Annotated in this window: 25 protein-coding genes; 13 read left to right on the top strand and 12 right to left on the bottom strand. The window is 52.5% G+C overall.

From position 1 onward, the window contains the following. Window positions 1-28 precede the first annotated feature (28 nt). Window positions 29-3,367, top strand: coding sequence for a PAS domain S-box protein (locus H6F67_RS02095; protein ID WP_190762841.1), 3,339 nt, complete (start codon window positions 29-31; stop codon window positions 3,365-3,367). 1 nt (window position 3,368) lies between these two features. Here H6F67_RS02095 and H6F67_RS02090 read toward each other — a convergent pair whose 3' ends face one another. The 3 genes from H6F67_RS02090 to H6F67_RS02080 are packed head-to-tail and all read right to left on the bottom strand — an operon-like array spanning window position 3,369 to window position 5,730. Next, window positions 3,369-3,761 carry a DUF4346 domain-containing protein gene (locus tag H6F67_RS02090; RefSeq protein ID WP_190762838.1) on the bottom strand — a complete coding sequence of 131 codons (393 nt, stop codon included), beginning with the start codon at window positions 3,759-3,761 and terminating at the stop codon, window positions 3,369-3,371. Window positions 3,762-3,799: 38 nt separating this feature from the next. Further along, the gene (locus tag H6F67_RS02085; RefSeq protein ID WP_190763028.1) at window positions 3,800-4,999 is read right to left on the bottom strand and encodes a GNAT family N-acetyltransferase; all 1,200 of its coding nucleotides are present in this window, start codon (window positions 4,997-4,999) and stop codon (window positions 3,800-3,802) included. A gap of 44 nt (window positions 5,000-5,043) precedes the next feature. Further along, window positions 5,044-5,730 carry a RibD family protein gene (locus H6F67_RS02080; protein ID WP_190762836.1) on the bottom strand — a complete coding sequence of 229 codons (687 nt, stop codon included), beginning with the start codon at window positions 5,728-5,730 and terminating at the stop codon, window positions 5,044-5,046. Between the two features lie 205 nt (window positions 5,731-5,935). Here H6F67_RS02080 and H6F67_RS02075 point away from each other — a divergent pair, with 205 nt between their 5' ends. Beyond that, window positions 5,936-7,867: a sensor histidine kinase gene (locus H6F67_RS02075; protein ID WP_242020453.1), complete on the top strand. Its 1,932-nt coding sequence runs from the start codon at window positions 5,936-5,938 to the stop codon at window positions 7,865-7,867. A 141-nt stretch (window positions 7,868-8,008) separates the two neighbouring features. Here H6F67_RS02075 and H6F67_RS02070 read toward each other — a convergent pair whose 3' ends face one another. Beyond that, entirely contained in the window at window positions 8,009-8,227 is a 219-nt protein-coding gene (locus H6F67_RS02070; RefSeq protein WP_190762832.1) for a hypothetical protein, read from the bottom strand. A gap of 481 nt (window positions 8,228-8,708) precedes the next feature. Here H6F67_RS02070 and H6F67_RS02065 point away from each other — a divergent pair, with 481 nt between their 5' ends. From H6F67_RS02065 to pyrR, 3 genes are read left to right on the top strand one after another with little or no spacing between them, the layout of a single operon-like run. Next, window positions 8,709-9,281 (top strand): GNAT family N-acetyltransferase, encoded by a 573-nt coding sequence (locus H6F67_RS02065; protein ID WP_190762830.1) that lies wholly within the window; start codon window positions 8,709-8,711, stop codon window positions 9,279-9,281. Beyond that, on the top strand, window positions 9,278-10,237 hold the full coding sequence (gene cbiB, locus H6F67_RS02060; protein WP_190762828.1) for an adenosylcobinamide-phosphate synthase CbiB: 960 nt from the start codon (window positions 9,278-9,280) through the stop codon (window positions 10,235-10,237). The genes H6F67_RS02065 and cbiB overlap by 4 nt, the downstream gene beginning before the upstream one ends. Before the next feature lie 43 nt (window positions 10,238-10,280). Further along, window positions 10,281-10,820 carry a bifunctional pyr operon transcriptional regulator/uracil phosphoribosyltransferase PyrR gene (gene pyrR, locus H6F67_RS02055; RefSeq protein ID WP_190762826.1) on the top strand — a complete coding sequence of 180 codons (540 nt, stop codon included), beginning with the start codon at window positions 10,281-10,283 and terminating at the stop codon, window positions 10,818-10,820. A gap of 52 nt (window positions 10,821-10,872) precedes the next feature. Here pyrR and H6F67_RS02050 read toward each other — a convergent pair whose 3' ends face one another. The 3 genes from H6F67_RS02050 to surE form a co-directional block, all read right to left on the bottom strand. Beyond that, complete coding sequence (locus tag H6F67_RS02050; protein WP_190762825.1) at window positions 10,873-11,679, bottom strand: cyanophycinase; 807 nt, start codon at window positions 11,677-11,679, stop codon at window positions 10,873-10,875. A gap of 187 nt (window positions 11,680-11,866) precedes the next feature. Next, window positions 11,867-12,796 (bottom strand): MBL fold metallo-hydrolase, encoded by a 930-nt coding sequence (locus H6F67_RS02045; protein WP_190762823.1) that lies wholly within the window; start codon window positions 12,794-12,796, stop codon window positions 11,867-11,869. Between the two features lie 314 nt (window positions 12,797-13,110). Beyond that, window positions 13,111-13,950 carry a 5'/3'-nucleotidase SurE gene (gene surE, locus H6F67_RS02040; RefSeq protein WP_190762821.1) on the bottom strand — a complete coding sequence of 280 codons (840 nt, stop codon included), beginning with the start codon at window positions 13,948-13,950 and terminating at the stop codon, window positions 13,111-13,113. A 259-nt stretch (window positions 13,951-14,209) separates the two neighbouring features. On the opposite strand from surE, the gene pheS reads away from it, so the two are divergent. Further along, the gene (gene pheS / locus H6F67_RS02035; RefSeq protein WP_190762818.1) at window positions 14,210-15,211 is read left to right on the top strand and encodes a phenylalanine--tRNA ligase subunit alpha; all 1,002 of its coding nucleotides are present in this window, start codon (window positions 14,210-14,212) and stop codon (window positions 15,209-15,211) included. A 40-nt stretch (window positions 15,212-15,251) separates the two neighbouring features. On the opposite strand, the gene H6F67_RS02030 is transcribed toward pheS, so the two are convergent. Continuing rightward, complete coding sequence (locus H6F67_RS02030; RefSeq protein WP_190762816.1) at window positions 15,252-15,803, bottom strand: chorismate lyase; 552 nt, start codon at window positions 15,801-15,803, stop codon at window positions 15,252-15,254. A 245-nt stretch (window positions 15,804-16,048) separates the two neighbouring features. Between H6F67_RS02030 and H6F67_RS02025 the strand changes: the two genes are divergently transcribed. Further along, entirely contained in the window at window positions 16,049-16,186 is a 138-nt protein-coding gene (locus H6F67_RS02025) for a photosystem II reaction center protein K (protein WP_190762814.1), read from the top strand. 160 nt (window positions 16,187-16,346) lie between these two features. Here H6F67_RS02025 and H6F67_RS02020 read toward each other — a convergent pair whose 3' ends face one another. Then, window positions 16,347-16,799 (bottom strand): hypothetical protein, encoded by a 453-nt coding sequence (locus H6F67_RS02020; protein ID WP_242020452.1) that lies wholly within the window; start codon window positions 16,797-16,799, stop codon window positions 16,347-16,349. A gap of 464 nt (window positions 16,800-17,263) precedes the next feature. Between H6F67_RS02020 and H6F67_RS02015 the strand changes: the two genes are divergently transcribed. Continuing rightward, the gene (locus H6F67_RS02015; protein ID WP_242020451.1) at window positions 17,264-18,037 is read left to right on the top strand and encodes a tetratricopeptide repeat protein; all 774 of its coding nucleotides are present in this window, start codon (window positions 17,264-17,266) and stop codon (window positions 18,035-18,037) included. A 27-nt stretch (window positions 18,038-18,064) separates the two neighbouring features. On the opposite strand, the gene H6F67_RS02010 is transcribed toward H6F67_RS02015, so the two are convergent. The 3 genes from H6F67_RS02010 to H6F67_RS02000 form a co-directional block, all read right to left on the bottom strand. After that, window positions 18,065-18,280: a hypothetical protein gene (locus tag H6F67_RS02010; RefSeq protein ID WP_190762812.1), complete on the bottom strand. Its 216-nt coding sequence runs from the start codon at window positions 18,278-18,280 to the stop codon at window positions 18,065-18,067. Between the two features lie 404 nt (window positions 18,281-18,684). Beyond that, the gene (locus H6F67_RS02005) at window positions 18,685-19,191 is read right to left on the bottom strand and encodes a hypothetical protein (RefSeq protein ID WP_190762810.1); all 507 of its coding nucleotides are present in this window, start codon (window positions 19,189-19,191) and stop codon (window positions 18,685-18,687) included. A gap of 42 nt (window positions 19,192-19,233) precedes the next feature. Further along, the gene (locus tag H6F67_RS02000) at window positions 19,234-19,449 is read right to left on the bottom strand and encodes a hypothetical protein (protein ID WP_190762808.1); all 216 of its coding nucleotides are present in this window, start codon (window positions 19,447-19,449) and stop codon (window positions 19,234-19,236) included. Window positions 19,450-19,836: 387 nt separating this feature from the next. On the opposite strand from H6F67_RS02000, the gene H6F67_RS01995 reads away from it, so the two are divergent. The 5 genes from H6F67_RS01995 to H6F67_RS01975 all read left to right on the top strand — a co-directional run bounded on the left by H6F67_RS01995 (window position 19,837) and on the right by H6F67_RS01975 (window position 26,611). After that, window positions 19,837-20,859 carry a YihY/virulence factor BrkB family protein gene (locus H6F67_RS01995; protein ID WP_190762806.1) on the top strand — a complete coding sequence of 341 codons (1,023 nt, stop codon included), beginning with the start codon at window positions 19,837-19,839 and terminating at the stop codon, window positions 20,857-20,859. A gap of 156 nt (window positions 20,860-21,015) precedes the next feature. Beyond that, window positions 21,016-21,996: a metal ABC transporter substrate-binding protein gene (locus H6F67_RS01990; protein ID WP_190762804.1), complete on the top strand. Its 981-nt coding sequence runs from the start codon at window positions 21,016-21,018 to the stop codon at window positions 21,994-21,996. A gap of 2 nt (window positions 21,997-21,998) precedes the next feature. Beyond that, window positions 21,999-22,751, top strand: a complete 753-nt coding sequence (locus tag H6F67_RS01985) for an ATP-binding cassette domain-containing protein (RefSeq protein ID WP_190762802.1) — start codon at window positions 21,999-22,001, stop codon at window positions 22,749-22,751. A 7-nt stretch (window positions 22,752-22,758) separates the two neighbouring features. Further along, complete coding sequence (locus H6F67_RS01980; RefSeq protein WP_190762800.1) at window positions 22,759-23,616, top strand: metal ABC transporter permease; 858 nt, start codon at window positions 22,759-22,761, stop codon at window positions 23,614-23,616. 94 nt (window positions 23,617-23,710) lie between these two features. Further along, window positions 23,711-26,611 carry a glycerol-3-phosphate acyltransferase gene (locus tag H6F67_RS01975; RefSeq protein WP_190762798.1) on the top strand — a complete coding sequence of 967 codons (2,901 nt, stop codon included), beginning with the start codon at window positions 23,711-23,713 and terminating at the stop codon, window positions 26,609-26,611. Window positions 26,612-26,756: the final 145 nt, after the last annotated feature.

The following is a 26,756-nucleotide window of genomic DNA, read 5'->3' as shown; positions in this document are numbered from 1 at the left end:
AAGAAACATTTCGTTACTCTTGGCCCCTATGAAATCGAGGCAGACGAATCAGACAGCGCCTGCAACGGAGTCGATTGATTTGGACGATGGTGAACTGCCAACGCGCTCTGCTCGGTTTCTCCTGCAAATCATCAACAGCTTTCGCGATCCGGTGTTGATTCAAGACCGTCAGCATCGCTGGCTCTTTGTGAACGACGCGCTGTGTCAACTGCTGGGGCACGATCGATCGCACCTGATTCGCAAAACGGACGCGGATTTTTGGCCGCCTGCTCAAGCGCAAATCCTGCGGGAAAAAGACGATCAAATCTTTCAAACGGGGCTGGCTTGCGAAACTGAAGCTTGGATGACCAGCGCGACGGGCGAACAGCGGTGCATCGCCACGCAAAAATCGCTGCTCCACGATGAAGCGGGCAATGCGTTTTTGGTGGCCGTCCTGCGCGATGTGACGACCTCAAAGCAGATGGAGCAAGATTTGCAGGCCGCTCAGCAGCGCTTTCAACTGGTGATCGACAATATTCCACAAACGATTTGGTGGAAAGACCACAACGGCGTTTATCAAGGCTGCAATCGAGCAGCGGCAACAGTAGCAGGCTTGGTATCTCCGTCTGAAATTGTCGGAAGAACAGATGATGACCTGCCCTGGACAGCAGAGCAGGCCGACTTTTATCGCAGTGGCGATCGCGACGTAATCTGCACTAGGCAACCGCAACTGCACCGGATCGATCGGCAGCAGCAGGCCGACGGACGCCAAGTTTGGCTGGATGCGAACAAAATTCCGCTCTGCAATGCGGCGGGCGAAGTGCGAGGCATTTTGGTGACGATCGAAGACATCACTGAGCACAAACGCATCGAAGCCGCTTTGCAGCACAGCGAAGAGCGCTTTCGCACGCTGACGATGAATGTGCCGATCGCCATCTACCGCAGCTTGAATGATGCAGACTGGACGATGGAGTACATCAGCGATTTCTGTGAGGTACTCACAGGCTATCCCACTTTAGACTTCATGGCGCATCGGGTCAGGACGTGGGAGAGCATCACCCATCTTGACGATCGAGATAGAGTACGGCACACCGTTGAGGCAGCGATCGCCCTCCACCAGCCGTTTGAGATCGAATATCGCATTCTGCACCGCGACGGCAGCATCCGCTGGATCTATGAAAAAGGTCAAGGAAAGTTTGACCCGTCTGGCGATCTGCTGTATTTGACGGGCGCAATGCTGGATATTAGCGATCGCAAACGCGCAGAAGCCGCTTTGCAGCACAGCGAAGCACAGTTTCGCAGCTTGACGAGCAACTTGCCTGCCACAATCTACCGCTGCCTGTGCGATCAGGACTGGACGCAAATTTTTGTCAGCGATTTCTGTGAAGAACTGACGGGCTATCCGGCTGCGGAATTTATTGGCAATTCCGTCCGCTCTTGGGAGAGTGTGATTCATCCGGACGATCGCCCAGTCGTCGAGCTAGCCGTTTATCAAGCGCTGGCGATTCAACAACCCTACATTCTCGAATTTCGGATTGTGCATCGCGACGGCAGCATCCGCTGGGTCTATGAAAAAGGCCAAGGCACGTTTGACGAATCGGGCAACTTGCTGTTTCTCGATGGCGCGATCATGGACATTAGCGATCGCAAGCAGGCCGAAGCTGCGCTACATCAGTTAAACGAGGAACTCGAAGAACATATTCTCGATCGCACCATTCAGCTTGAACAGGAAATTCAGGAGCATCAGCGAACCGAAACGGATTTACGCGAGTCGCAGCAGCGCTTGGCCTTGCTGATTGAGCAAACGCCGCTGGCCGTGATCGAATGGAGTCCGCAGCTTGAAGTGACCGAGTGGAATTCGGCAGCCGAGCAGATTTTCGGCTATCGACGTGAAGAAGCGATCGGCAAATCGCTCGGCTTTCTGATTGATTCACAGCAAGAAGCGGTTAACGAAGCGATCGCGCAAGTGGTCTTGAACCAGCGATCGTCCCGCCGCAGCGTCGGAGAAAATCAAACCAAATTCGGCCAGCAAATCATCTGCGAATGGCACGACTATCCACTGATTACCGCTGAGGGCGAACTGCTCGGCTTTGCGTCGCTTGCCCAAGATATCACCGAGCGCAAACGCACCGAGGAAATTTTGAAGCGGCAGCTTACGGCGATCGAAGCATCGCTTAACGGCATTGCGCTTTGTGATGCGGAAGGTCGATTCACCTATATGAATCAAGCGCACGCTGAAATCTACGGCTATGACCATCCGCAAGAACTGATTGGGCAGCACTGGAGCATTTTGTATGACCCACTAGAGCAGCAGCGCCTTGAGCAAGAAATTATGCTGGTATTTGCGCGGACAGGTCGCTGGCTTGGCGAAAGCATTGGTCGGCGGCGCGATGGTAGCACGTTTCTTGAAGAAACTTCGCTGGCGGCGATCGCAGATGGTGGTTTGGTGTGCGTGGTGCAGGATATTACCGATCGCAAGCTGGCTGAAACTGCAATTCGCCAGTCGGAAATGCAGTTGCGCCAGCGAGCCGAGCAGCTAGAGTTTGCGCTGCAAGAACTTCAGCAGACACAGGCACAACTGATTCAAAGCGAAAAAATGTCGAGCTTAGGTCAGTTGGTTGCTGGCGTGGCGCATGAAATTAACAATCCGGTCAACTTCATCGCGGGCAACTTGACGCACGCCAACAGCTACATGCAAGGCTTGATTGGCTTGCTGCAAGTCTATCAGCAGCACTACCCCAATCCGATCGCCGCTGTGCAGGCAGAAGCCGACGCGATCGATCTCGATTTTCTGATGGCCGATTTGCCCAAGCTGCTCAGTTCGATGCATGTCGGTGTCGATCGCATTCAGACAATTGTGCGATCGCTACGCAATTTCTCGCGCATGGACGAAGCCGAAAAGAAAGCGGTCGATCTGCACGATGGCATCGACAGCACCCTGGTAATTTTGCAAAATCGCCTCAAGGCGCTGCCCAATCGCGTCGAGATTGAAGTCGTCAAGCAGTACGGTTCGCTGCCAAAAATTGAGTGCTATGCCAGTCAACTCAATCAGGTGTTTATGAATTTGATTAGCAACGCGATCGACGCGATCGAAGAACGGCTGTTGCACGCTTCTGAGCCTGCCCCGCGCATTGCCATTTCAACCACGATGACTGCAACAGAAGTGCAAATTCTAATTGCCGACAATGGCATGGGCATTCCGCCCGAAATTTTGCCGCGCCTGTTTGATCCGTTTTTCACCACGAAACCGATCGGCAAAGGAACGGGAATGGGCTTGTCGATCAGCTACCAAATCATCACCGAAAGACACGGCGGCTCGATCGAGTGTCGATCGACGATCGGGGAAGGAACCAAGTTTGCGATCGGAATTCCGATCGCGCCGAAATGAATTAATCTTGCACGTAATCTTGACCGCTAATTAGCGCTTGCTCAGCTCGCACAAATTCACGACCTAAATAAGCGGCATGGTCGAGATAGCGAATTGGGCAGGGTTTGGTTTCTTCAAAGATTTTGATGCAGAGTTCTTTTGCGGTTCTTCCCGTAAAAGTTGCCGTTGGTGTGCGTTCAACTTTGCCGCGTGTGGGCAACGGCTTTCCTGTTTCAGGATCGCAAGCTAAACCTTTGTCATTGATGAAGTTTGAAAAATGTTTGGCGCAAATCAAATTGGCAGCGCGATCGAGATAGATCAAAAAATATCCATCTGGATCAAGCTCGATGTAGCGCTTGGAAAGTTTGTCGTCGAGTGCAGCCAATTCTGCCGCCAGTAATGCCGTTTGAGTCATACCGTTGATTGCAGTTTTATCGATACATCCAATTTACTCTAAATGTTCGATCGATTGGGATTATCAGTGGCTTGAGCAAACGGCAAATCTGCATTAATCGCATCAATTTCGCGCTGCTCCATTTGATTCACTTCCGCCATGTAGGAGGTAAGAATTTGCGACAGTTTGGGATTGTAAAAACGGTGGAGCGAGTAGTTGGGCGTGGCCGGAAAACCGCGCCGCTTTTTGTGTCTGCCGCCCGCTCCAGGATCAAAAGTTTGAATGTTGCGATCGATCGCCCATTCGATCGGCGTGTAGTAGCAAGTATCGAAGTGCAAATTATCAAACTCAGTTGCACAGCCCCAATAGCGGCCATAAAGCTGATCGCCTTTGGTCAAACAGAAAGACATCGCCATTGGATGACGTTCATCACCTTCGCTATAGGCAGCAAAAAAGACGACGCGATCGCGATAGCAATCGTCTAGCTGCTCAAAAAATCGGCGGGTTAAATATTTGCTGCCCCACCAGCCAAACTTGTCGCAGGTGTCGCAATAAAAGCGATACATCTGACTAAACATTTGGCTGGGGATTTGATCGCCTGTAAACACTTTCAGTGTGAGTCCCGCACTGGCGACGGCTTTGCGTTCGCGCTTAATGTTGCGTCTTTGATTGGCGTTGAACGCCTTCAAATAATCATCAAAAGTTTGGTAGTCGTGATTTTGCCAGATGTAGCTGTGGTGCAGCCAAGGCGTGAAGCCGCGCTCCTCCATTTTGATTTGCCAGTCCGGGTCAACATAGAGAAAGTTGCACCCTGAGATCCGATTGCGCTGGCAAAACGAATCGATCGCTTCCACCATGCGATCGGTTAGCTCGTCTTCATCTTCGCCAGGCGCAATCAAAAAGCGATAGCCTTCGGCAGGCGTAAACGGCGACATGCCCAGCAGTTTCGGGTAATACTGCACGCCCAACCGCTGCGATAAATCTGCCCACTGATGATCGAAGACGAATTCGCCGTAGCTGTGGCCTTTCAGGTAGAGCGGTGCGGCGGCAACCAGCGATCGATCGCGCCAGATTGTCAGATGATTCGGCAGCCATCCGGCCTTGGCGGTCGCACTACCTGACGCTTCCATGCAGTGCAGCCACGACCATTCAAAAAACGGCGTCTTCAGCGGCACGGCCATTTCGTCCCAAACCGATCGCGGCACTTCGGTCATGCTGTTGATCCAGGCGACGGTGTAGCGGGGTTTAAGCTGTTCCATTTTGGGACGGATAGAGCGATCGAGGTGGCCTTTTTCAAGGTAGTTCAAACTTCACGATGTTGCAGGCGATAGTGCAAAAAGACTTCGTGGTCGATCGCTTCAGCCGATAGAAGCTGGAGGCGCGGGGCGATCGCTTCTGGAAAGCCAATTCCGGCAGCGGGAGTGGGGGCGATCGTGCCGCCAAGCAGCAGCGGGCAAATCGTCAGCCGCAGTTCGTCAATTAGGTCAAGTTCCAGTAAATTCCAGACGATCGAACCGCCGCCCAAAACGGCGATCCGTCGAATGCCGCTGTGTGCAAATTCCTTCCAGGCCGCTCGCCAGTCGATGCCGCTGGGTGTGCCGATCGTCAGGACGCGATCGAAATGGGGCGCATCCCAAGCTTGAGCGGCGGGCGTGGTCAGCAGCCAGCGGGGAACAGGTTGAGAGAAAAATCGCCAGTCGGAATTCAGCTTGGCCGATCGCGAGGCAACAATCTGAATCGGTTGGGGCGGCTGATGGTTCTGCTGGCGCAGCTTGAGCAAATCGGGATGGGTGACGCGCAGCGTGGTTTCGTAAGCTCTGAGCGTTTCGGCACCGAAGAGAACCGCATCGGCTTGAGCGACTTGCGCTTCGAGGTGCGCTTTGTCTGTCACCGAGCCGAAACGAGCGGGCGATCGATTGGCATCCGCGATCTTACCATCCGCGCTCATCGCCAGCACAACGACGGTATAAATAGAGAAAACCCTTTGCATTTCACAATTTTTTCATGAACTTTGGCTGTACGGATGGCGATCGCACGAAGTCTAGGGAATAGTAGTTTTACAATTGCAGTGTCGTTCCCGATCGATCGCGTTGCCACCCGTCTAGAATTTCTAAAACGGCTGGTGAAGGTCGATCGTATTGTCGTCTTCACTGCTGTCGGCAGGTTTGCACCTCCAATCGTCAGTGCTTATGGCTATGCTAGGTCAATCTTCGTTTCGCCGCGTGCTGCTTTCACGCGCTCTGCTGCTGACCATTCCGATTTTGCTGTTGGGAGTGGCCGTGACCTTCCGCAAAGCCCGCACCAGCCTGCTTTACACGGCGCGGCAAAATTTGATGGAAAGCGCCACGCGCAAAGCGGACTACGTTCACGCTTCAATTTCCGCACTGCAAACGAGCTTAGCGATCGCTGGAGAATCGCCCAGCCTGACCAGCGGTTCGCCTGCCGCCACTCAGTCTTATCTGCAAAAGCTGCTGCCGCAGTTGCCAACTGACGTGCGCTGCTTGCAGCTTCGCGATCTACAAACACAGCGCTTGATCGCGAGCACCTGCGGCAACGAAGCGATCGCACCCGCGCAGGCCGACACTGCAACGCCGTTTACGCTGACGCCCATTACAACGCCACTGCCCGCGCAAGCATCGAGCCAACTGCGGCTGCTGCTGACGACGATCGTGGCAAATGCCAGTGGCGATCGCCGCTATCAACTGGTCGCACAAACAACGATTACGCAGCTTGAAAGCGGCGAACCCTGGTCGCTGCTGGGCTACACGGTGATTCTTGACCAGAACGGACAAGTGCTAGCGCATCCGTTTGGCGATCGCGTCGGCAAACCTGCAAATGTAGCGGGCGATGTCGATCGCTACGAAGATATTTTGGAAAATGCTCAGCGGGGCGATCGTGCGGTGCGCCATCTGTTTGAATTTGGCGGCGATGGAACGGAATGGCTAGCAGGCTTTAGCCCGCTCGACATTGCCACCCGCACCAGCCAGCAGCAAACCTGGACGGTTTTGGCCGTGACGCGGCTTGATCATGCGCTGGAAGGCCTCAAAGAAATTACGCAAATTCTGTTTATTCTCACGGCGGGTTTGCTGATCACGCATTTGCTGGCAATGCTGTATCTTGCTCGCGATCTTGCCCGTCCGCTTGAGCAGCTTGGCAAATATGCCAGCCGCATCCACAAGCGCGACCCGCTAGAGCGTGCACCCAAAAATTTTCGCGTCAAAGAAATCAATCAGCTTGCCGAAGTGCTTGACAACATGGTGCGCCGCTTGGAAGAACGCGCCCAAGAGCTAGAGGCCGCTTGGCAAGAAGCAGAAGCTGCCAACAAGCTCAAAAGTGAATTTCTCGCCAACACGTCGCACGAATTGCGGACGCCGCTGAATGGAATTATCGGCTGCATCCGACTGGTGCATGATGACTGCTGCGACAGCCGCGAGGAAGAACTTGAATTTTTGGAACAGGCGGACAAAGCTGCAATCCACCTGCTCAACATCATTAACGATCTGCTCGATATTGCCAAAATTGAAGGCGGCGAAATTCCCCTGTCGCTGGAACTCATCGACATTCAGGAAATTTTGCGCGAAGCCATTCATCTCGAAAGTGTGCAGATTCAGCAAAAAGGATTAACGCTAACCGCTCCCGACACGACCAGCCCAATTTGGGTGCGGGCTGATCCGGCGCGACTCAAGCAGGTGCTGCTCAACATTATCTACAACGCCATCAAATTCACTGACCAAGGCGGCATCTCGATCGCCACGCGCATCGAGCGTGCCACACTCAACCCTGCCCCCAACGCGCCCAGTCCTGACGGCTGGATTATTATTGCGGTGCGAGATACAGGCATCGGCATCGATCCGGCTCAGCAGCACAAGCTGTTCCGTCCGTTTGTGATGGTGGATGGCAGCACGACGCGCAAGTATGAAGGCACAGGCTTGGGCTTGGCAATTTCGCGCAATCTAATCGAGCTGATGGGCGGCAGCATTTCGCTTCACAGTGCCGGAATCGGGCAGGGTACAACGGTCGAGGTGGCCTTGCCGATCGCTTCTGCGCTCGAATCGATCGATTCCGCACCGAACGCGCAAATCGATCGATCTGCGACAAAACATCCTGCCATCCGCCACAGCCTTTAGGGACACGGCGCTGCTATGTCTCGACATCCCTCACCCTAAAACCATCCATCACCTTAAAACAAGGCTGGGGTGGCGATCGATCGCCACCCCAGCCTTCGAGTGATTGATTTAGCGGAGACAAACCAGGTTTTAACCAGAACCCTACAAAGAAGCAGGCACCTCGACCTTTGCAGATTGCGCTTTCACCATCGAATTGGTTTCAAACGCGATCGCAAATTGAGCTTTCGGGCGCATTTGTTGAATCACTTTGAGGTATGATTCAGCATCAACACGACGACGAAACCGCATGACGAGCGATCGCTTTAGGTCGGGCAGCAGTTGATGGATCACCCAGGGATTAAGCTGTTCTTGGTAGTTCATAGGACTTGGTGTGAGGTTGATGTGAATGAAGTTGACGACAAACGAAACCTAAATTAAATCGGAAGATTTTCGGCTTGAACGCTACATGTGGTAGAAGCGTTTTTGCTTGTCCCCTATAGATAGCGGTTATTTTTGGGGATTGCAACAGTGTTAACAAAACTTAATAATCTCTGCTGAGATCAAACATTGCTGCTGTTTCCCCAAGCGGCAGCGATCGAACTGGGCAGAAGCTAAATGGTCGGATGGCATTCGGAGGCGGCAATGCAGACGGAGTTGGCAGCGGCTAGCCTTTTTTGCAAGAAAAAAACAGCGATCGAGTATAAACGCGATAGCTTTAACGAAGGTCGGAGCGCGATTGCCTGCGATCGCACCTGAGCGCTTGTCGCAGAAGGCTCGCTATTTGTAGTACACCACCACAACTCTGTTGCGCTTCGGCTCAATTCTTAGCAACACAAAACTTGAGTGAATCCACCGTTTCGTCATGACTTCCGACTCTGATTTACCTGCCCCAAACCTGGAGGATTTTGATGTCGAAATCCGCGACATGGGCATCGACGATCTTGCCCCGGTTTATCACTTGGGCGAAAGCTTGTTCACCAGCGACCTCTATCCCTACATCTACCGCACTTGGGACGAGTGGGAAGTCATCGGCCAGTTCAACACCGACCCGGAATACTGCCTGGTTGCTACAGTTGGCGATCATTTAGCCGGATTCACGCTGGGCACAATCATCAGCAAAGCTTCGTGGGTCTATGGCTACATTTTGTGGCTAGGAGTGAGTCCGCAGTTTCAGCGGCGGGGCATTGCCGATCAGCTTGTCGATCGCATCGTCGAGCGCATGATCGATGAAGGCGCAAGATTCATGATGGTTGATACCGATCCGGCCAACATTCCCGCCGTCAAGTTTTTCACCCGCAAAGGCTTCGGCAACGTCCGCAAGCACATTTTTCTGTCGATGAACCTCAACAAGCATGAATACTACGGCAAACTGATCGCTTACGAGCGCAGCAAAGCCGATCGCCAGCGCAACAGCCGCCCCCGCCGCCGCACATGACTCCGGCTCTCATTCTGACGATCGCCGCCCTGCTCGACTTCCTGATTGGCGATCCCCGCCGCTTGTTTCATCCGGTTCAGGCGATCGGCTGGGGAATCACGCAATACACCCACTGGGCGCTCAAGCATTTTGACTCAGAGCGATCGCAATTTTGGGCAGGCGTTGGCTTAACCGTTAGCGCGATCGGTCTGAGCGGATTGGCAGGCTGGGAGATTGTTTGGCTTGCGTCGAGCCTGCATTCGATCGTGGAAGTTGCAGTTGCCGCCGTTCTGCTCGCCTCTTGTTTTGCCGGACGCAGCTTGAAGGATGCTGCGATCGATGTGCTGGAACCGCTCGAATCTGGCGATCTAGAAACAGCAAGAACTCGACTGGCGCAATATGTCGGACGCGACACTGAAAAACTATCGGAAGCAGAAATTCTTCGAGCCGTGCTGGAAACCGTCACGGAAAATGCGATCGATGGCGTTTTGGCTCCGCTGTTCTGGGCGATCGTCGGCGCGTTCACTTCGATCGGCAGCGTCCCTGTGGCTCTCGCCTACAAAGCTGCCAGTACGCTCGATTCGATGGTTGGCTATCGCGAGCCGCCATACACATTCCTGGGACGCGCTAGCGCTCGCCTCGAAGACGGTTTGACCTGGATTCCCTGCCGACTTGCGGTGCTGTCGATCGCGCTGCTCTCTCGTCGTCCGCTGCACGTTTGGCAAATCTGCCTGCGCGACGCTCCTCAAGATCCCAGTCCGAATGCTGGATGGAGCGAAGCCGCTTATGCCGCCGCGCTCGGTGTGCAGGTTGGCGGTAAAAACACTTATCGCGGCATCCTCAAATTGAAGCCGCTGCTGGGCGATGCGATCGAACCCATCACGCCCCAAACGATTCACCAGGCCACTCGCCTAACGCGAATTTGCTTCCTGCTGTGGCTAGCGATCGTCCTGCTGTTCCTGTACCTTCGATCGTGAGGTAAAAACGTCGCCACCTGATTCCCAATACCCAACACTCCTCATGCCCGAACCCGTCGAAATCTTTTCCGCTGACAAAATGCGCCGCACCATCAACCGCATTGCCTCGCAAATTGTGGAGCGATCGGACTTGTCCCGACTCACCTTAATTGGCATCTACACCAGAGGCGTGCCGCTGGCTGCAACGCTGGCAAAACAAATCGAATTATTGGAACAGGTGCAGATTCCAGTCGGCTCGCTGGACATTACTTTTTATCGGGACGACCTCGATCGAATCGATTTACGCACACCCGAAAAAACCGAGATTCCTTTTGATCTAAGCGGCAAAATTGTTGTTCTGGTGGATGATGTCATCTTCAAAGGTCGAACCATTCGCGCTGCATTAAATGCGGTGAATGATTACGGTAGACCAGAAATCATTCGTCTCGCAGTTTTGGTCGATCGCGGCCATCGCGAAGTTCCAATTCAGCCAGATTTCACAGGCAAAAAACTTCCCACCGCGAAAGAGGAAATCGTCAAAGTTTACCTACAGGAAATTGACGGGCGCGATGGGGTGGAATTGTTGCGACGATCGATCGAATGAGGCAGAAGGTCGAGTTTTTGTTTTCTCTTCCTGCTGCCCTCTACCTCCCGCTTTAACTTGCGATCGGCGTCCGATTTTCGATGTGAAAGCGATAGCCGTGCGGCAAGATGTGTAGTTTTGCGCCACAGATTGCCATATCTTCGTCCTTCAGCAGGTTGTCGGCATTTGTGTGCGTGACATTAGCGACATCGACGATCGTGACGGCGCCATCCCCGATAACTTCCAGCGTGTTGCCATTCACCACGATCGCCGTATTCTCATCAATGCCAAAGCCAAGGACGGCGGGCTGCTGCATCAGAGCCGACAGCAAGCGACCCAAACGACCGCGCTGAGCAAAATGCTGGTCAATCACAAATCCCGGTAGAAAGCCCATTCCCGGCTCCATTTCCGCCACTTCCACACGCGGGTTCGTTTCAGCTTCGCCGCTCACGATCATCATGTCGGGCATCATCGCGGCTCCGGCACTCGTTCCGCCAATGACCAAGCCTTGCTTGAGGCGATCGAGCATGACGTGATGCAGCTTTGTGTCGCGAAGCATTTCGGTAATGCGGGCTTGATTGCCGCCTGTGAAGAACACTCCAGTGGCTTGTTCGATCAGGGCGATCGCTTCAGGATCTTCGGCATCTTCGCGCTTGCCCGTGTCAAGTACCTTCACATCTTCTGCGCCCAGTCGCTCAAAAATTTCGGTATAGCTGTCGCCGACTTCTTTGGGCAGTTCGGTCGCAACTGTCATGATCACGAGATGAGCTTGCAATCCGCCTGCCTGCCGCACAAATTCTCTCAAAATTTTGCAGTCGCCTTCTTTGTCTTCTGCGCCGCCAATAATAAATAGCTGTCCGCGTTGACCGTTGCCTTCCATAAATTTTTGCCTATCTAAACCTGTATCGCTTCTACTTCTTAATGAAACATAGAGCCTACTAGTTCAGAAATTCACCATTTGGTAGAAATCACTACAGAACTTCTCATTCTTTGGTGTTGTGTCGGAATTAACGCAGACAAGTGCTCGCTAGCGCGAGTGGAGTCAGGTGCGATCGCTTCACTTTGTTTTATTTGCTGGAAGCCACACCGGAAATCGAAGTTGATTTCGTTGCGACATGACCATTGGTCTCAGTGATGTCTAAATCCGCAGCAAGAATATCCACTTCAAGACCTTCATAGGCAACAACGCTGTTGGGAAACTGCTCAGCCGTTTGAACGCCGATGCGATCCATAAAAGCGTCATCATGCAGCGGATCGTGGTGGAAGATCACAAGCTTTTTGGCGTTGGCAGCTTTGGCCGCTTTGACGGCTTCTTGCCAGGTGGAGTGTCCCCAGCCGACTTTGCTCGATCGCTCCGAGTAGTATTCTTCGTCGGTGTAGGTCGCGTCGTAGATGAACAAATCGGCATCGCGAGCGAGCCAAACAACGTTTTCATCGAGTCCGTCGGTGAAATGCTCGGTGTCCGTGACGTAGGCAACTGAATGGTCGCGATAGGTGACGCGATAGCCGATCGCCTCACCTGGATGATTGAGCAGGCGATTTTCAACCAGAATGTCTTCGATGCGAACCGATTCTTCGATCTGCAAATCGGTAAAGCTCAAATCGGCTCCCATAATTTGCAGCGGCACGGGAAAGTTCGGGTGCAGCATTTGGTCGTTGAGCCGCTGCTCGATCGTAGAGCCGTTGGGCGCGATCGCTCCGTAGATTTTGAATCGATTGCCCTTGACAAAGGCGGGCACAAAGAACGGAAAGCCCTGGATGTGATCCCAGTGCGAGTGGGTGAAGAACAAATGGGCTTCGAGCGGCATTTGCGACAGCAAGGTTTGCCCCAGCAGCCGTAAGCCTGTGCCGCCATCAAAAATTAGTCGATGGCCGCCAACGCGCATCTCGACACACGAAGTATTGCCGCCATAGCGGACGGTTTCGGCTCCCGGACAGGCGATGCTGCCTCGGACTCCCCAGAAGTGAACTAGGAATTGATCCTGCAAATTAGACATGAGTGGTTCCTACCGGATTCTCATCGACTCAAGCACAAAGTTTCACTTCACTCGTGCCCACGACCTCTATCTTAGTAAACCCAGGTTTGACCAGCATTTCCCTAAATAAAATGCTGTTGCGAAATTTGGCAGTAAATCTTTACAAGATTTTACAAGTGAAACTCAAGCGGTATTGCACTCTTAGATCCAGTGTAGACTGCAAAACCCCCTTGGGGGGGAATTTTAAGGTACAGAATTTTGAAAATATTCGGGCGAATCTAACGAGGCGATCGCTCCGTGATTTTAGCTAGGATGGTGTGTTCAAAATCTCTACTCTATTTTAGATCCGGCCACCACGATCGCAACTGCTGTAATCCCGTTCCGCAGGTTTGGTTGTACTGCAACGGCGTCACCGTGATGTAGTTGTGGCGAATGGCCTGTACGTCAGTTGCCATCTTTTGTAGCCAAGCAAGATCAACAGGTTCCAGCTTCGCATTCGGCCAAGCCGTAAATTCCTCGGTCGGATCGTCTACTTCTTCAAGCAGTTCGCCCGCCAGCCAGTAATAAGTTTTACCACGCGGATCAGTACGCTTTTCAAACTGATCAAAATAGCGACGCACGCCTTGACGAGTAAGTGCGACTCCCGCGATCGCTTCTTCCGGCACAGGCGGCACATTCACGTTCAGCAGCATCGGCTGCGGCCAAGGATTGTCCTTCATCTGATCGATCAGCGATCGCGCAAAGTTCGCCGCAGGCTGAAAATCTTTTGCGTTGTGATTTGTCAAGCTGATAGCAACGCTGGGAATATTTTCGAGCAAGCCTTCCATTGCCGCCGAAACTGTGCCGGAATACAGCACATCGGTTCCCAAATTTGCACCGTGATTAATTCCCGAAAAGACGGCATCCGGCAAACCGTCGAGCAGTCCGCCTAGCGCGAGCTTCACGCAGTCGGAGGGCGTTCCTGAACAAGCCCAAGCCGCGATCGCCGGGTGGAACATTGATTCGACGCGATCGACCCGAATCGGATCATGCAGCGTTAAACCATGTCCTGTGGCCGATCGCTCTCGATCCGGACACACCACCATCACCTGATGCCCCGCTTCCGCCAGCGTATTTGCCAACGTCCGCACGCCCAGCGAAAAAATTCCATCATCGTTACTAATCAAAAGCTTCATCAGAAATCTGTGAGGTAAAGACGCCACTCTACTTTAGATTCCCCGATCGAGTTTCTTCATTGCGCCCAGCCACAGCCTTGAGATCAACCTCAGGCTGAAAGCGAAAACCCGTTGAAACGGGTTGGGGCAATTTTCATTTGAACGAACTTTAGCTTTCAGCTTGAACTTTCGTTTAGGGCTTGAGGCAATGCCAATCATCTCTACCTAAATTGCGCGATCGACCTCGTACACTAGTAGAAACACCGCGTAATGATTTGTCATGACCATGCCCCTGAGCGAGCTTGAAGCTCAACTGACCGCCTTGCAGCAAGACGCTGAGGGCGCGATCGCCGCCACGACGACGCTTGACCAGCTTGAGCAACTGCGAATCCAGTATCTCGGAAAGAAAGGTAGCCTGTCTCAGATTTTGGGCGGCATGGGCAAACTGGACGCGAGCGATCGTCCGCGCATTGGCGCACAGGCCAACGTTGTCAAGGAAGCGGTGCAAACGGCGCTTGATCAGGCGCGATCGAAGCTGCAAGCGGCACAAATTGAAGCGCAGCTAGCCTCGGAAACGCTAGACGTGACGCAGCCTGCGGTTTATCGATTGCAAGGTCACGCGCATCCGTTGACTAGTACGATCGATCGGGCGTTAGACATTTTTGTGGGCTTGGGCTACACGGTTGCCCAAGGCCCCGAAATGGAAACGGACTATTACAATTTCGAGGCGCTCAATACGCCTGCTGACCATCCGGCTCGCGATATGCAAGATACGTTTTATCTGCCGGACGGAAATCTGCTGCGGACGCATACATCTTCTGTGCAAATTCGCTACATGGAAAACAATGAACCGCCAATTCGCGTCGTTGCGCCGGGACGAGTGTATCGTCGTGACACCGTTGATGCAACGCACGCGGCGGTCTTCCATCAAATCGAACTGCTAGCGGTTGATGAAGGCTTGACCTTTACTGACCTCAAGGGCACAGTCAAGGTTTTCCTGCAAGAAATGTTTGGCGATCTCCCGATTCGCTTTCGCCCCAGCTTCTTTCCGTTCACTGAACCTTCGGCAGAAGTGGATGTGCAGTGGCGAGGCCGCTGGCTGGAAGTGTTGGGCTGCGGCATGGTTGACCCCAACGTCCTTAAAGCCGTTGGCTATGACCCAGAAATCTATACGGGCTTTGCGGCAGGTTTTGGCGTCGAGCGGTTTGCAATGGTGCTGCACCAAATGGACGATATCCGCCGCTTGTATTCGAGTGATTTGCGGTTCTTGAAGCAGTTTTAGCGGAATGGCGCGATCGCCTTGAGGTTCGATCGCGCCTCGCCTACTGCATCGCGCCGAGATATTTCTGCAAGTACGGCGAAAATACTTCATAAATGACGGTCAATGGCTGGCCGTGATGCCAGAACAAATAGTGTCTGCCCCAAAAGGGTCCCTTCTGCTCGAAAGCTGCTTCCAGCGCAGGACTGTGGCCGTAGTAAAGTCCCTGCACATCGCGATAAAGTTCGGTTCGCAGTCGCGCTAAGCTGGCCCAGATGGGAAGCGATCGATTCTGCAAATATTCGTCCACGTGGCTCGCTTCCCACCAGGACGTTGCGTAGGCCAATCGCTGTCCGGAAGCCGTCCGCAACCACGCCTGCCGCCGCAGACGTGGAGCGGGAATCGCTTCGATCGAAGTGGGTGCGCCATCGAGATCATCGCCAATCAGCGACATGTCGATCACGTCCACCTCGGTCGGTTCGCCCGTGAGAAGCTGCAAATAGCGCGTTGGCGAACCATCACCCAGCAGCATCATTTGCCAAGCGGGAGCAAGCTGATCGTGGGGCAGGCCGCGCTGCACGTCTGCTTCGTCGCCTCGCCAAATCGTCTGTAGCATATGCCAATCGGTTTCTGTGGAGTGGGGACGCTGGACAGAGTTTGGTTGAATTAGGGAAGTCAAAGGATTTACAAATCTTAAGCTTGCTTTACTTCAGATCATACCGCGCTCGGTTGATGTTCGCCGCGATCGCTTCTCAAGCGCCAATTGAGCAAGTACAATTCTGGCTCGATCGCTAGCCTTGCGATCGGCAACCATGTTAAGATGCTTGTCAATTATGAACATGTTCAAGAGGTAAGCGGTTCATGGAAGCGGTGTTGCTGTTGGCGAAATTGCCCGAAGCCTACTCGATTTTTGATCCCCTGGTAGACGTGCTGCCGATTATTCCGGTCTTTTTCTTTCTGCTTGCCTTTGTGTGGCAGGCTGCGGTTGGCTTCCGCTAAGCGGATTTGAAGAAAACTGAATCACAAGCAAAATTTGCAAAAGAGCCGATCGAATCGATCGGCTCTTTTGCTGTCTCGCGTTTTTGTCTTTTTGCAACCCACTTCAGCCATTTGCTGAGGATTCAAGTGAAGACCGATTGCGCTCAATTAAGTTGCCGCACTAGAGAACCTTGTGCGTATGCGAGTGCTGCTTCACGTTATCTTCGGTTCTGACAATGCGCTCTGAATTAAGGACGCGCTTGCGATCGAGCGAAAAGTTCCAGTCTTGGCGCGTTGTGCCTGCGGGAATGTGCACTTGGGCATCCGGACGGCTTTTGTAGGTGCGGGCAGCAGCAAGTGTCCGAAAGGCAAAATCATCGCAAAACTGCGTCTGTGGCGGAAAATCAGCAGGCAGTTGCGGCTGGTCATTGGGCAGCACGGCACCGATCGTGGTGGCGCACGCGGATTCGTAGGAAGTGGGAATGCCTTTGACGATCGCTTCTAGGGCAGCAGACGGAATTGGTTCGGCAACCTGAACCGGATGCACGCCGTCTTCGTCTTTAACAAAACAGGTGGCGAGGCCGATTACAACGTAATCATCAGTCGCGAGATCGGGAGCGTTTACAGAAGTCATCGAAGTTTGGCAAAAGGGCATGTAGCGGCAGCTTGGCGATCGATGGGCGCGACCGATCAAGCTGTTTGCATTCTACCTTGTCGATCGAATAGCGCGATTCACGCAGACTGCCCACCCTGGGGATTTCACCATTACAGTTTTTTAACAGAATGTGAACCAAACGGGATTTTTGCGATCGCGCTTATGAATTTTTCGCCACACGATCCGAAATTGCACGGATTAGCGCGGTAGGTGTTGGTGAAAGGTGGAAGCGCTTGCAGTCTTTGACTAATCTGGCTTTGATTGCGATCGCGCTTGTGAAGCTGCCCTGTATCGGTTAAATCACACTTCCGTAATTTAACTCTCCCGCTCGGTAGGGCAGCAGACACATCATCAAGTGACACACAGATAGATGTGCTGAAACTTGAAAACCTCGAAACTAACTTTGGTGGCTATGTCACCCGCCCTAACTCCGTGAGGATGAGATGAATACGCGCTCTTCAACCAATCGCTTACCGCGTTTAGGCAACCTCAACCGCTCGCTGACTGGCTCGGTCATTCCCGGATCGCGCTCGGTTCACCGCATGTCAAAGCGCTGGACTTCGCGTCGCCCCCGACTCAACCAGAAGCAGCGCAACCAAGAACCCGCAATTGCTTGGGAGGAAGGCAAACTGCGCCAGCAGGCAATGACCGAAGTGCGCCAAGGCCGCTATGACGAAGCGATCGAACTGTTCACCCGCTTGATCGATCGCAATCCGCACAGCGCTTCGTACTACAACAATCGCGGTCTGGTTTACTTCCAAAGCGGCCAGCTTGATGAAGCCTTTGCTGACTACAACAAAGCACTGGCGCTCAATCCCAATCTGGATGGCGTTTACAACAACCGCGCCAACTATCACGCGGCCAAAGGTCAACTGCTCGAAGCGATTCTCGACTACAACATGGCGATCGATTTGAATCCGGCCAATGTCCGTGCCTGGATCAATCAGGGAATCACTTTTCGCGATCTAGAAATGTACGATCGGGCGATCGAATGCTTTGATCTGGCTTTGCCGCTCGATCGCCTCCAAGGACACATCTTCGCTGAACGTGGACGCACCTATCAGCTTCAGGGCGACTGGAACTTTGCAATGGCCGACTACCAGCGGGCGATCGAGTATCTGCCTTTGCCTTGCGACTTGGGCAACGATCCCTCCCTGCGACTGCGGTTGCAGGTCGAAGTTTGGCTCGATGAACTGATTAGCCCGCTGGAAGCTTAGGCGACTGTTCGGGGGAAGGACAAGCGACTATTCGATCGAGATTGACTGCGGACCACCGTTGCCGTTAGACGTGCTGGAAGTCGGCGCAACGTAAACCGTTGTTCCTGCCTGTTCATTCAGCCAGCTTTTCACAGGGTCATCTGCGAGGCTGAGGCGAAACACGCCAGAGAAAAAACCGCCGAAAAACGAAATTGGCTGGTTGGTGAGTTCGCGAAACAGCGGTGCAAGTTCGTCAAGAAACATAGCGAATAATTTACGATCGTGCGCTTCGATCGTAACGCGAAATTAAGTTGAGCAGCCTGTCCAACAGTCGATCTATCCTACTATCAGTCGGGACTAGCGAAACTTTTCCTGTTTTCGATTTCCGATCGAAGGCGGTCAAGTCGCCCCCAATATTATTTACGTGCTCGCTCCTGTTGTCAGCAAAAAGCAAGCTTTCGATCGCGAATTGTAATCAAAGCATCAGGCAAAGAATCGATCGAAACGGTGATTGACCTGATGAAATACTTTTCCTAAATAGACGAGAGCGATCGCCCTCAAAAAAATTCGGGAGACGGATGAACCGTTCCCCGAAAGAGAGGAGAGACTGTAGATTTCAACTTGAGGAATTTGCGGCGATCGCTCCTCAAACCGAACTTAGAAAAAACTTAGATTTGAATTTCACCGCCCTGCTGCCGCACAAGATCGCGAACTTTGCCCAAATCTTTGGCCTGCGCTTGAATCAGCAGCAAATATTTGGAATTTGGGCGAGGATCAGCGTCAGCACTGGGCGCACTCGATCCGGTCAGCAGGCCGATTAGAGCGCCACCCAGCGCACCTGCGGCGACTCCAATGACGCCGATCACAACGCCTGCTTGGGACGAGCCTGCGAACGAAACCGGGCTGTCACCAGGGAAATTTTGAGCGCTAAAGCTCAATAAAATGGCGACAATGCTGCCAAACAAACCACCTGTAATTGCGCCGCTTCTTGCACTTTTTGCGCCCTTCGATTTTGACAAAGGCGGATTGGGGTCGATCGCGCTTTCTTGAATTGACAATCCTTCGGCTGGAATGCCTGCTTCAATCAGCACTTGCTGAGCGGCTTCGGCCTGAGCGCGATTGAGAAAAATTCCGCCAGTTTTTGCCAAAGATTCGGTGGGTTGCTGACTACTCATCGCTTCAAAATCCTTTTTCAAAATCAAATTGAGATGCAAAAACTATTTCCGATTCGGTTTTAGAAAATACCAGCCCAGTGCGACCAAAGAAGCGATCGACAACTGCACGAGTTCGCTAGCGGTCAAATGTCCGTCTGAAAAAGCGGCAATGCTGCGATCGGTGATGCCGAAAATCCAAGCGGACATGCCGATAAACCAAAGACCTTGCCGGAGCGGTTCAACGAGCGGAAGCAGTTTGGAGGATGCGGAATTAACCATTGGCTGAATTGAGAAGTGAGATCGCGTCAACTGGCAGCGTCACCGCATAAGAACGACTTCCGCCTGATCCAATGCAACTCTGCATAAACATTAAGAAATTTAGATAAGACTTGCCATTACTCCAAAGTAGTATTAACGGAAATTTTGGCTTCTGCCGCTCGAAACGGTGTCGCCTGCAACCGTTTTTCTTCACACTGCGATCGCCCTCTCTACGACTCCACAACTCTGCCTTGTAGCTGAGCGGTTTTAGCGAAAATCGCCCGCATGAAAGAGGATGTGGTTCGCCCAATTGCAGTACACCTGACTTGTATCTTTTGATTCGATCGCTCTCAGTAGTGAAGGTTACATCATCGATTTTTATTCACACTTTTATTTGGAACCCCAGCAATGAAACTCAAAAGACTCATTAGTTTGTTGAAAGAAACGGTGAAGGAATGGAACGAGGATAAAGCCTCGCGATTGGCGGCAGCGCTAGCCTACTACACGGTTTTTTCACTTGCGCCGCTGCTGATTTTGGTGATTGCGATCGCCGGAGCCATCTTGGGAGAACAAGCGGCAGAAGGTCAGCTTGTTGGTCAAATTCGTGGACTTGTAGGCCAAGATGCTGCTGAATTAATTTCGACTGCAATTCGTGGTGCAAATCGTCCCGGTGAAAGTTCTGGTTTGTTTCCTTCGCTGGTTAGCATTGCAATTTTGCTGTTTGGTGCAACCGGAGTTTTTGTGCAGCTTCAAGAATCGCTGAACACGATTTGGGAAGTTGCTCCTAAACCCGGACGGCAGGTGAAAGGCTTTTTGCAGCAGCGATTTTTATCGTTTGGCATGATTTTAGTCATTGCCTTTCTGCTGTTAATTTCACTGGTGATCAGTGCTGTTCTCGCAGCTTTGAATAGCTACATGAGCAGTTTGCTTCCGGGTGTTGATTTCCTGTGGATTGTGTTGAACTGGGTAATTTCTTTGGGCGTTATTACCTTTTTGTTTGCCTTAATCTTCAAATTTCTACCTGATGTCGAAATTACCTGGAGAGATGTGGCGATCGGTGCCTTCATTACGGCTATTTTGTTTTCGATCGGCAAAACACTCATCGGCATCTATCTCGGCAACAGCAGCTTTAGCTCGACTTATGGTGCAGCCGGATCGCTCGTAGTCATTCTGGCCTGGGTATTTTATTCAGCACAAATTCTCTTTTTCGGTGCAGAATTCACTCAAGTTTATGCCCGTCGCTACGGCTCGCGGATTGTGCCCAGCGAACATGCTGTGCCTGTAACCGAAGAAGGACGGGCGCAGCAAGGACTGCCTCGACAAGAAGATCTAGAGGAGACCGCTGAACAAATGGATCGACGGAGCGATCGCCGCATGTCTCGATCGCAGCGGTCTTCTTCCAGTCGGCGCGGTCGATCGCGTCGCCATTAAAAGCGAAAAGATTGCTGGCGATTCGTAGGATGAATTCAAATCAGTCTTGCGATCGCCAGTGATTGATTTTTGTTGCTTTTCATAATTTTTTCATTTTTTGAATCGAACTGATGTATTCTAAAAAGAAATTCAACTTTTGATAATGGAAGAAGAGTCATGACTCGATCGAAAGCTGTTTTGCAGCGAACGACTTGTCGGTGGGCGATCGCTGCACTTCTAGCCACTTTCTGTTTGACAAGCTGCACTCAAAGCAATCCTACAGCAGAGCCTGCTACGACCAACGCAACGAACGCCGCTCAAAGTCCGCAGACGCAAGAGAAAAAAGTAATTCTCACCACGTTTACCGTGATTGCAGACATGGCGCGAAACGTCGCGGGCGATCGAGCGATCGTCGAGTCTCTAACAAAACCGGGAGCAGAAATTCACGACTACGAACCGACGCCGAGCGATTTAATCAGAGCGCAACAAGCCGATTTAATCTTGGATAATGGATTGGGTTTGGAGCGCTGGGCAGAACGATTTTACGGCAGCTTAAATGATGTGCCCAACGTGACAATTAGTGAGGGAATTGAAGCGATCGCCATTGCCGAAGGAAACTATCAGAATCGTCCAAATCCCCATGCCTGGATGTCGCCACAAAATGCTTTGATTTATGTGGAAAACATTCGCAAAGCGCTGAGCGAAATCGATCCGGCAAATGCAGCAACCTACAGCGCGAATGCGAAAGCTTACAGTCAGCAAATTGAAGCGATCGATCAAAAATTGCGAACGGAACTAGCTCAACTGCCCGAAGATCAGCGATACATGGCAACCTGTGAGGGAGCATTTACCTACCTGATTCGAGACTACAACCTGAAAGAAATTTATCTATGGGCAGTGAATTCTGAACATGAAGGAACACCCCAGCAAATTCGACGTGCGATCGATCAAGTGAAATCGAATCAGGTTCCAGTCGTCTTTTGTGAAAGTACCGTCAATCCAGAAGCTCAAAAGCAAGTCGCCCAGGAAGGCGGAGCCAAATTTGGTGGCGTATTTTATGTCGATTCTTTGACTGATGCAAGCGGCAACGCACCAACCTATCTCAAGCTTTTGGAATACAACGTCAGCACTTTAATTCAAGGACTGCAAGGGAGCTAATTGTGGATCGTCAAGCCAGCATTGAAGTTGAAAACGTCACGGTTGACTATAACGGCAAAATCGCTTTGCACGGTGCAACGCTATCGCTCAGCGAAGGCACGATCGCCAGTTTAGTCGGCATGAACGGCAGCGGCAAATCAACTTTATTCAAAGCAATCATGGGCTTCATCACGCCCTCAACTGGACGAGTTTTAATCAATGGTCTGCCAATTCGATCGGCGCAAAAACGGGGACTGGTTGCCTACGTGCCGCAAGCAGAAGAAGTGGACTGGAATTTTCCGGTTAGTGTCTCGGATGTCGTCATGATGGGACGCTATGGACACATGAATTTGTTGAGAATTCCCCGATCGATCGATCGCCGCGTTGTCGCTGAAAGCCTCGATCGTGTGCAGATGACGCAGTTTCGCGATCGTCAAATTGGAGAACTCTCAGGCGGACAAAAAAAGCGGGCATTTCTAGCTCGCGCCCTGGCACAGCAGGGAACCGTGATGCTGTTAGATGAACCATTTACGGGCGTTGATGTCAAGACTGAAAAAGCGATTATTCAACTGTTGATGGAACTGCGCGATCGAGGCCACACGATTTTAATTTCGACGCACGATCTCAGTTCGGTTTCAACCTTTTGCGATCAGGTTGTCTTCATCAACCAAACCGTTTTAGCTTATGGTGCGACAAACGAAGTATTTACCCAGGAAAATTTGAATCGTACCTTTGGTGGCGCAATACCAAAAATTCAGTCGAATCCCAATCCGTAGGAGCAGTATGAACGCGATCGCAGAATGGCTCGTTGCACCGCTTCAATATGAATTCATGATCAAAGCTGTACTGATGAGCGCGTTTGTCGGCTTAGTTTGCGCGGTTTTGTCTTGCTACATGACGCTGAAAGGTTGGGCATTGATGGGCGATGCGGTTGCTCATTCTGTTACGCCTGGAGTGGTGCTGGCCTATATTTTGAATTTGCCGTTTGCGCTAGGTGCATTTGTGTTTGGTGTAGGTTCTGTTCTGGCGATCGGTTTTATCAAATCCAAAACCCGCATCAAAGAAGACACAGTAATCGGCTTAGTCTTCACCGGATTTTTTGCGCTTGGTTTAGTTCTGATTTCAAAAAATCCCACCAATGTTGATCTAATGCACATTTTGTTCGGCAATGTGTTAGGAATTCCCACTTCTGATCTGATTCAAACCTTTGTGATTGGCTCATTCACACTGATTACCGTTTTGATTTTGCGAAAAGATCTGCTGCTGTTTTGCTTTGACCCAACCCATGCTCGATCGATCGGTCTGAACATCACCGCACTCTACTACATTCTGCTGACTTTGCTGTCTTTAACGATCGTCGTAGCGCTGCAAGCAGTGGGCGTCATTTTGGTTGTTGCAATGCTGATTACTCCCGGTGCGATCGCCTATCTACTGAGCGATCGATTCGATCGAATGATGCTGATTGCGATGTTTTTTGGAGTAGTTTCCAGCATTTTAGGAACCTACATTAGTTTTCATCTGGATGCCTCAACGGGCGGCTGTATTGTCGTCCTGCAAACGCTGCTGTTTGTTGCCACAATGATTTTTGCGCCCAAGCATGGCTTACTGGTGCGGATGTTTCAAAAATCGTCAGTTGCTTGAACCTCAGCACGATCGCCACTAGTTTTTGTAGAATATCGGCTGTTTCGTAAAATACTGCTAACGGTTCGATCGCCACGCTTGATTGCCATACCAAATGAATCAAATTTTGGGCGCACTGCTAATTCTTCTAATTTGTCCGCTCTTGGGCGGTTTGCCTCTGATTCGCTGGCTAATAATCGCGCTCAGCAAACGCAATTTAGCTCAGCTTGGAACCGGAAATATCAGCGTTTCGGCAGCGTTTTATCATGGCGGACGGCTAGCAGGAATTCTGGCAATTCTGTCGGAAGCGCTAAAGGGAATTGTGGCCGTTTTGCTGGCGCGATCGCTATTTCCTCAAGCTCCCGTTTGGGAAATCATTGCGCTAATTGCTTTGGTGATTGGCCGCTATGCGATCGGACGCGGAGCAGGCACGACAAACGTGACTTGGGGCTACATTACGCACGATTGGACGGGCGCACTGCTGATTTTTTTGATCAGCTTTGTCAGCTTTACAATTTGGCGCGATCGCCAGCAGGGAAAATATGCAGTTTTGATTTTGATCCCGCTAATTACTGCGCTACGGCATCCAACAGAGGGCGATAGAATTGCGGCAACGGTGATTTTAAGTTTGCTGCTTGCCTGGATTTATCGAAATATGCCGGACGACCTTGATCTTTCTACTTCTTCTTCGCAGGCGAGTTCGCAGCGGATGTTTCGCTTCTTTCGCGGAGATCGATCGCTCTCCCTCGATCGATTGCTGCCACCGGAAAAAGTCGGCTCCAAAGCGGCAACCTTGGCTCGGTTGCGGAGTTGGGGCTATCCCGTGCCGCCCGGATGGGTGCTGCCGTCCGGAGACGATCCGGCTCCCTTGATCGATCGCGTCCAGCCGACGATAACGGCTCCGGTCGTCGTTCGATCGAGTGCGATCGGAGAAGATGCGATCGGTGCGTCAGCCGCCGGACAGTACGAATCGATTCTCAACATTACGAGTTCTGCGGCACTGGAGCAGGCGATTTTGCGCGTTCAAGCGTCCTACAGCCAGCCCAACGCCGTGCAGTATCGGCAGGATCGAGCAAGCAAATCTGGCGGCATGGCGGTTTTAGTGCAGCAGCAGATTCAAGGCGTTTTTTCGGGTGTGGCCTTTAGCCGCGATCCGTTCGCGCAGCGCTCCGTAGGAACCGCCCGTGAAGGGGCGGCAGTCGCGATCGAAGCCTTGCCTGGAACGCCTCAGCAAATTGTGTCCGGCCAGGTGACGCCGGAGCAGTATCGGGTTGAAATTGACGAGGCGATCGAACCCGATGCAGATTGGATTTTGCCGGACGGCATGGAGTTGACGATCGAGGGAGCAGGCGATGTGCCGCCGCAGATTATTCGTCAGGTAGCCTATCTCGCTCGGCATCTGGAAGCCCGTTTTCACGGCATTCCGCAGGACATCGAGTGGAGCTATGACGGGCAGCAGCTTTGGCTGTTGCAGTCGCGCCCGATTACAACGCTGATTCCGATTTGGACGCGCAAAATTGCCGCTGAAGTGATCCCCGGTCGCCTGCCGCCGCTCACCTGGTCGATCAATCGTCCGCTCACCTGCGGCGTGTGGGGCGAAGTGTTTTCGATCGTGCTGGGCAAGCGATCGCGTGGCCTGGACTTTGAGGAAACCGCCACGCTGCACCACTCCGCCGCCTACTTCAACGCCACGCTGCTGGGCGAAATTTTTTTGCGGATGGGTCTGCCGCCCGAAAGTCTGGAATTCCTGACACGTGGCGCAAAATTCAGCAAGCCGCCGATCGCCTCGACGCTGCGAAACATTCCCGGCCTGCTGAGGCTGTGGCAACGCGAACGGCGACTGCCTCAGGACTTTCAGCGCGATCGCCCCTCGTTCGATGCCGCCTTTGCCCATCTTGACGCTGAACCGCTGGAAACCTTGACGGCGAATCAACTGATCGAGCGAATCGATCGCATCCTGGAACACCTGCGACCCGCCACCTACTACAGCATTCTTGCACCGCTGAGTCTCGCGTTTCGGCAGGCAATCAGCAAATCGAAAGCTGATCTCGACAACAGCCAAACGCCCGAAGTCGCCTCGCTGCGATCGCTCGAAGCGCTGGCCGATCGATCGCGCCTGCTGCTGCCGCCCAATCTGCCGATCGATCGGGTGCAGGAGATGTTGATGGCTCAGCCGCAGGTGATGCAGGAATTTGAGGCGATCGTGAATGAGTACGGCTATCTCAGTGAAGTCGCGACCGACATCGCCGTGCCGACCTGGAAAGAACAGCCGGAAATTGTCTGGAATCTGTTCGTGCAATTGTTGCAACAGCCGTCGCGATCGCGATCTCAGCCATCGCGATCTCAGATCTCTCGATCGAACAGTCAACCTCAGCAGCGGCTTGACCTGAAAGGCGAAGTCAGCCGAGTTTACAGTCGCCTACTGGCCGAACTGCGCTGGAGCTTTGTCGCGCTGGAGCAGCAGTTTCAGCGCCAGGGATTGCTCGAATCCGGTGATATCTTTTTCCTGAAGCTGGATGAAGTGCGGCAACTGGTCAAAACGCCACAGAATTTTGCTGCCCTGATTGCCCAGCGGCGATCGCAACTCGATCGCGATCGGACTTTTGAAGTGCCTGTTCTGGTCTACGGCAACGAGCCGCCGATGCGCTTATCTGGCGCGATCGCACCTGCCAAAGGTCAACTGAAAGGAATTGGGGCGAGTCCGGGCTGGGTGGAAGGGCGGGTTTGCGTGTTGCGCTCGATCGAGATGCTGCCGAGTGTTCCGCCCAACGCGATTCTGGTTGTGCCCTACACGGATGCAGGCTGGTCGCCGCTTTTGTCGCAGGCGGCTGGCTTGATTGCGGAAGTCGGGGGGCGACTGTCGCACGGGGCGATCGTGGCTCGTGAGTATCAAATTCCTGCTGTCATGGATATTCAGGATGCAACCCGGCGGTTGCGAGACGGGCAGCGCGTCCGCATCGACGGCGCAGCGGGAACGGTGGAAATTTTGGAAGAAAGTGTGGAATCTGACAGGTAGCGGCTGGAGAATTCGCTAGACTTGCGGTTCCCAGTTCTTCCGGTTTTCCAGGTTGGGTTTGGGAAAAAAGTAGGTAAGCTGCGATCGCGCCTCCAAATCTCTGTCCAATTGCAGTTTTGTTTCTCACCTGCGGATGGTGAGGGCA

The organism is Microcoleus sp. FACHB-1515 (genome assembly GCF_014696105.1).
Classification (GTDB): domain Bacteria; phylum Cyanobacteriota; class Cyanobacteriia; order Elainellales; family Elainellaceae; genus JAAUTJ01.
The sequence above is the reverse complement of the archived record's forward strand: the minus strand, read 5'-3'. Positions and strand labels throughout refer to the sequence as shown.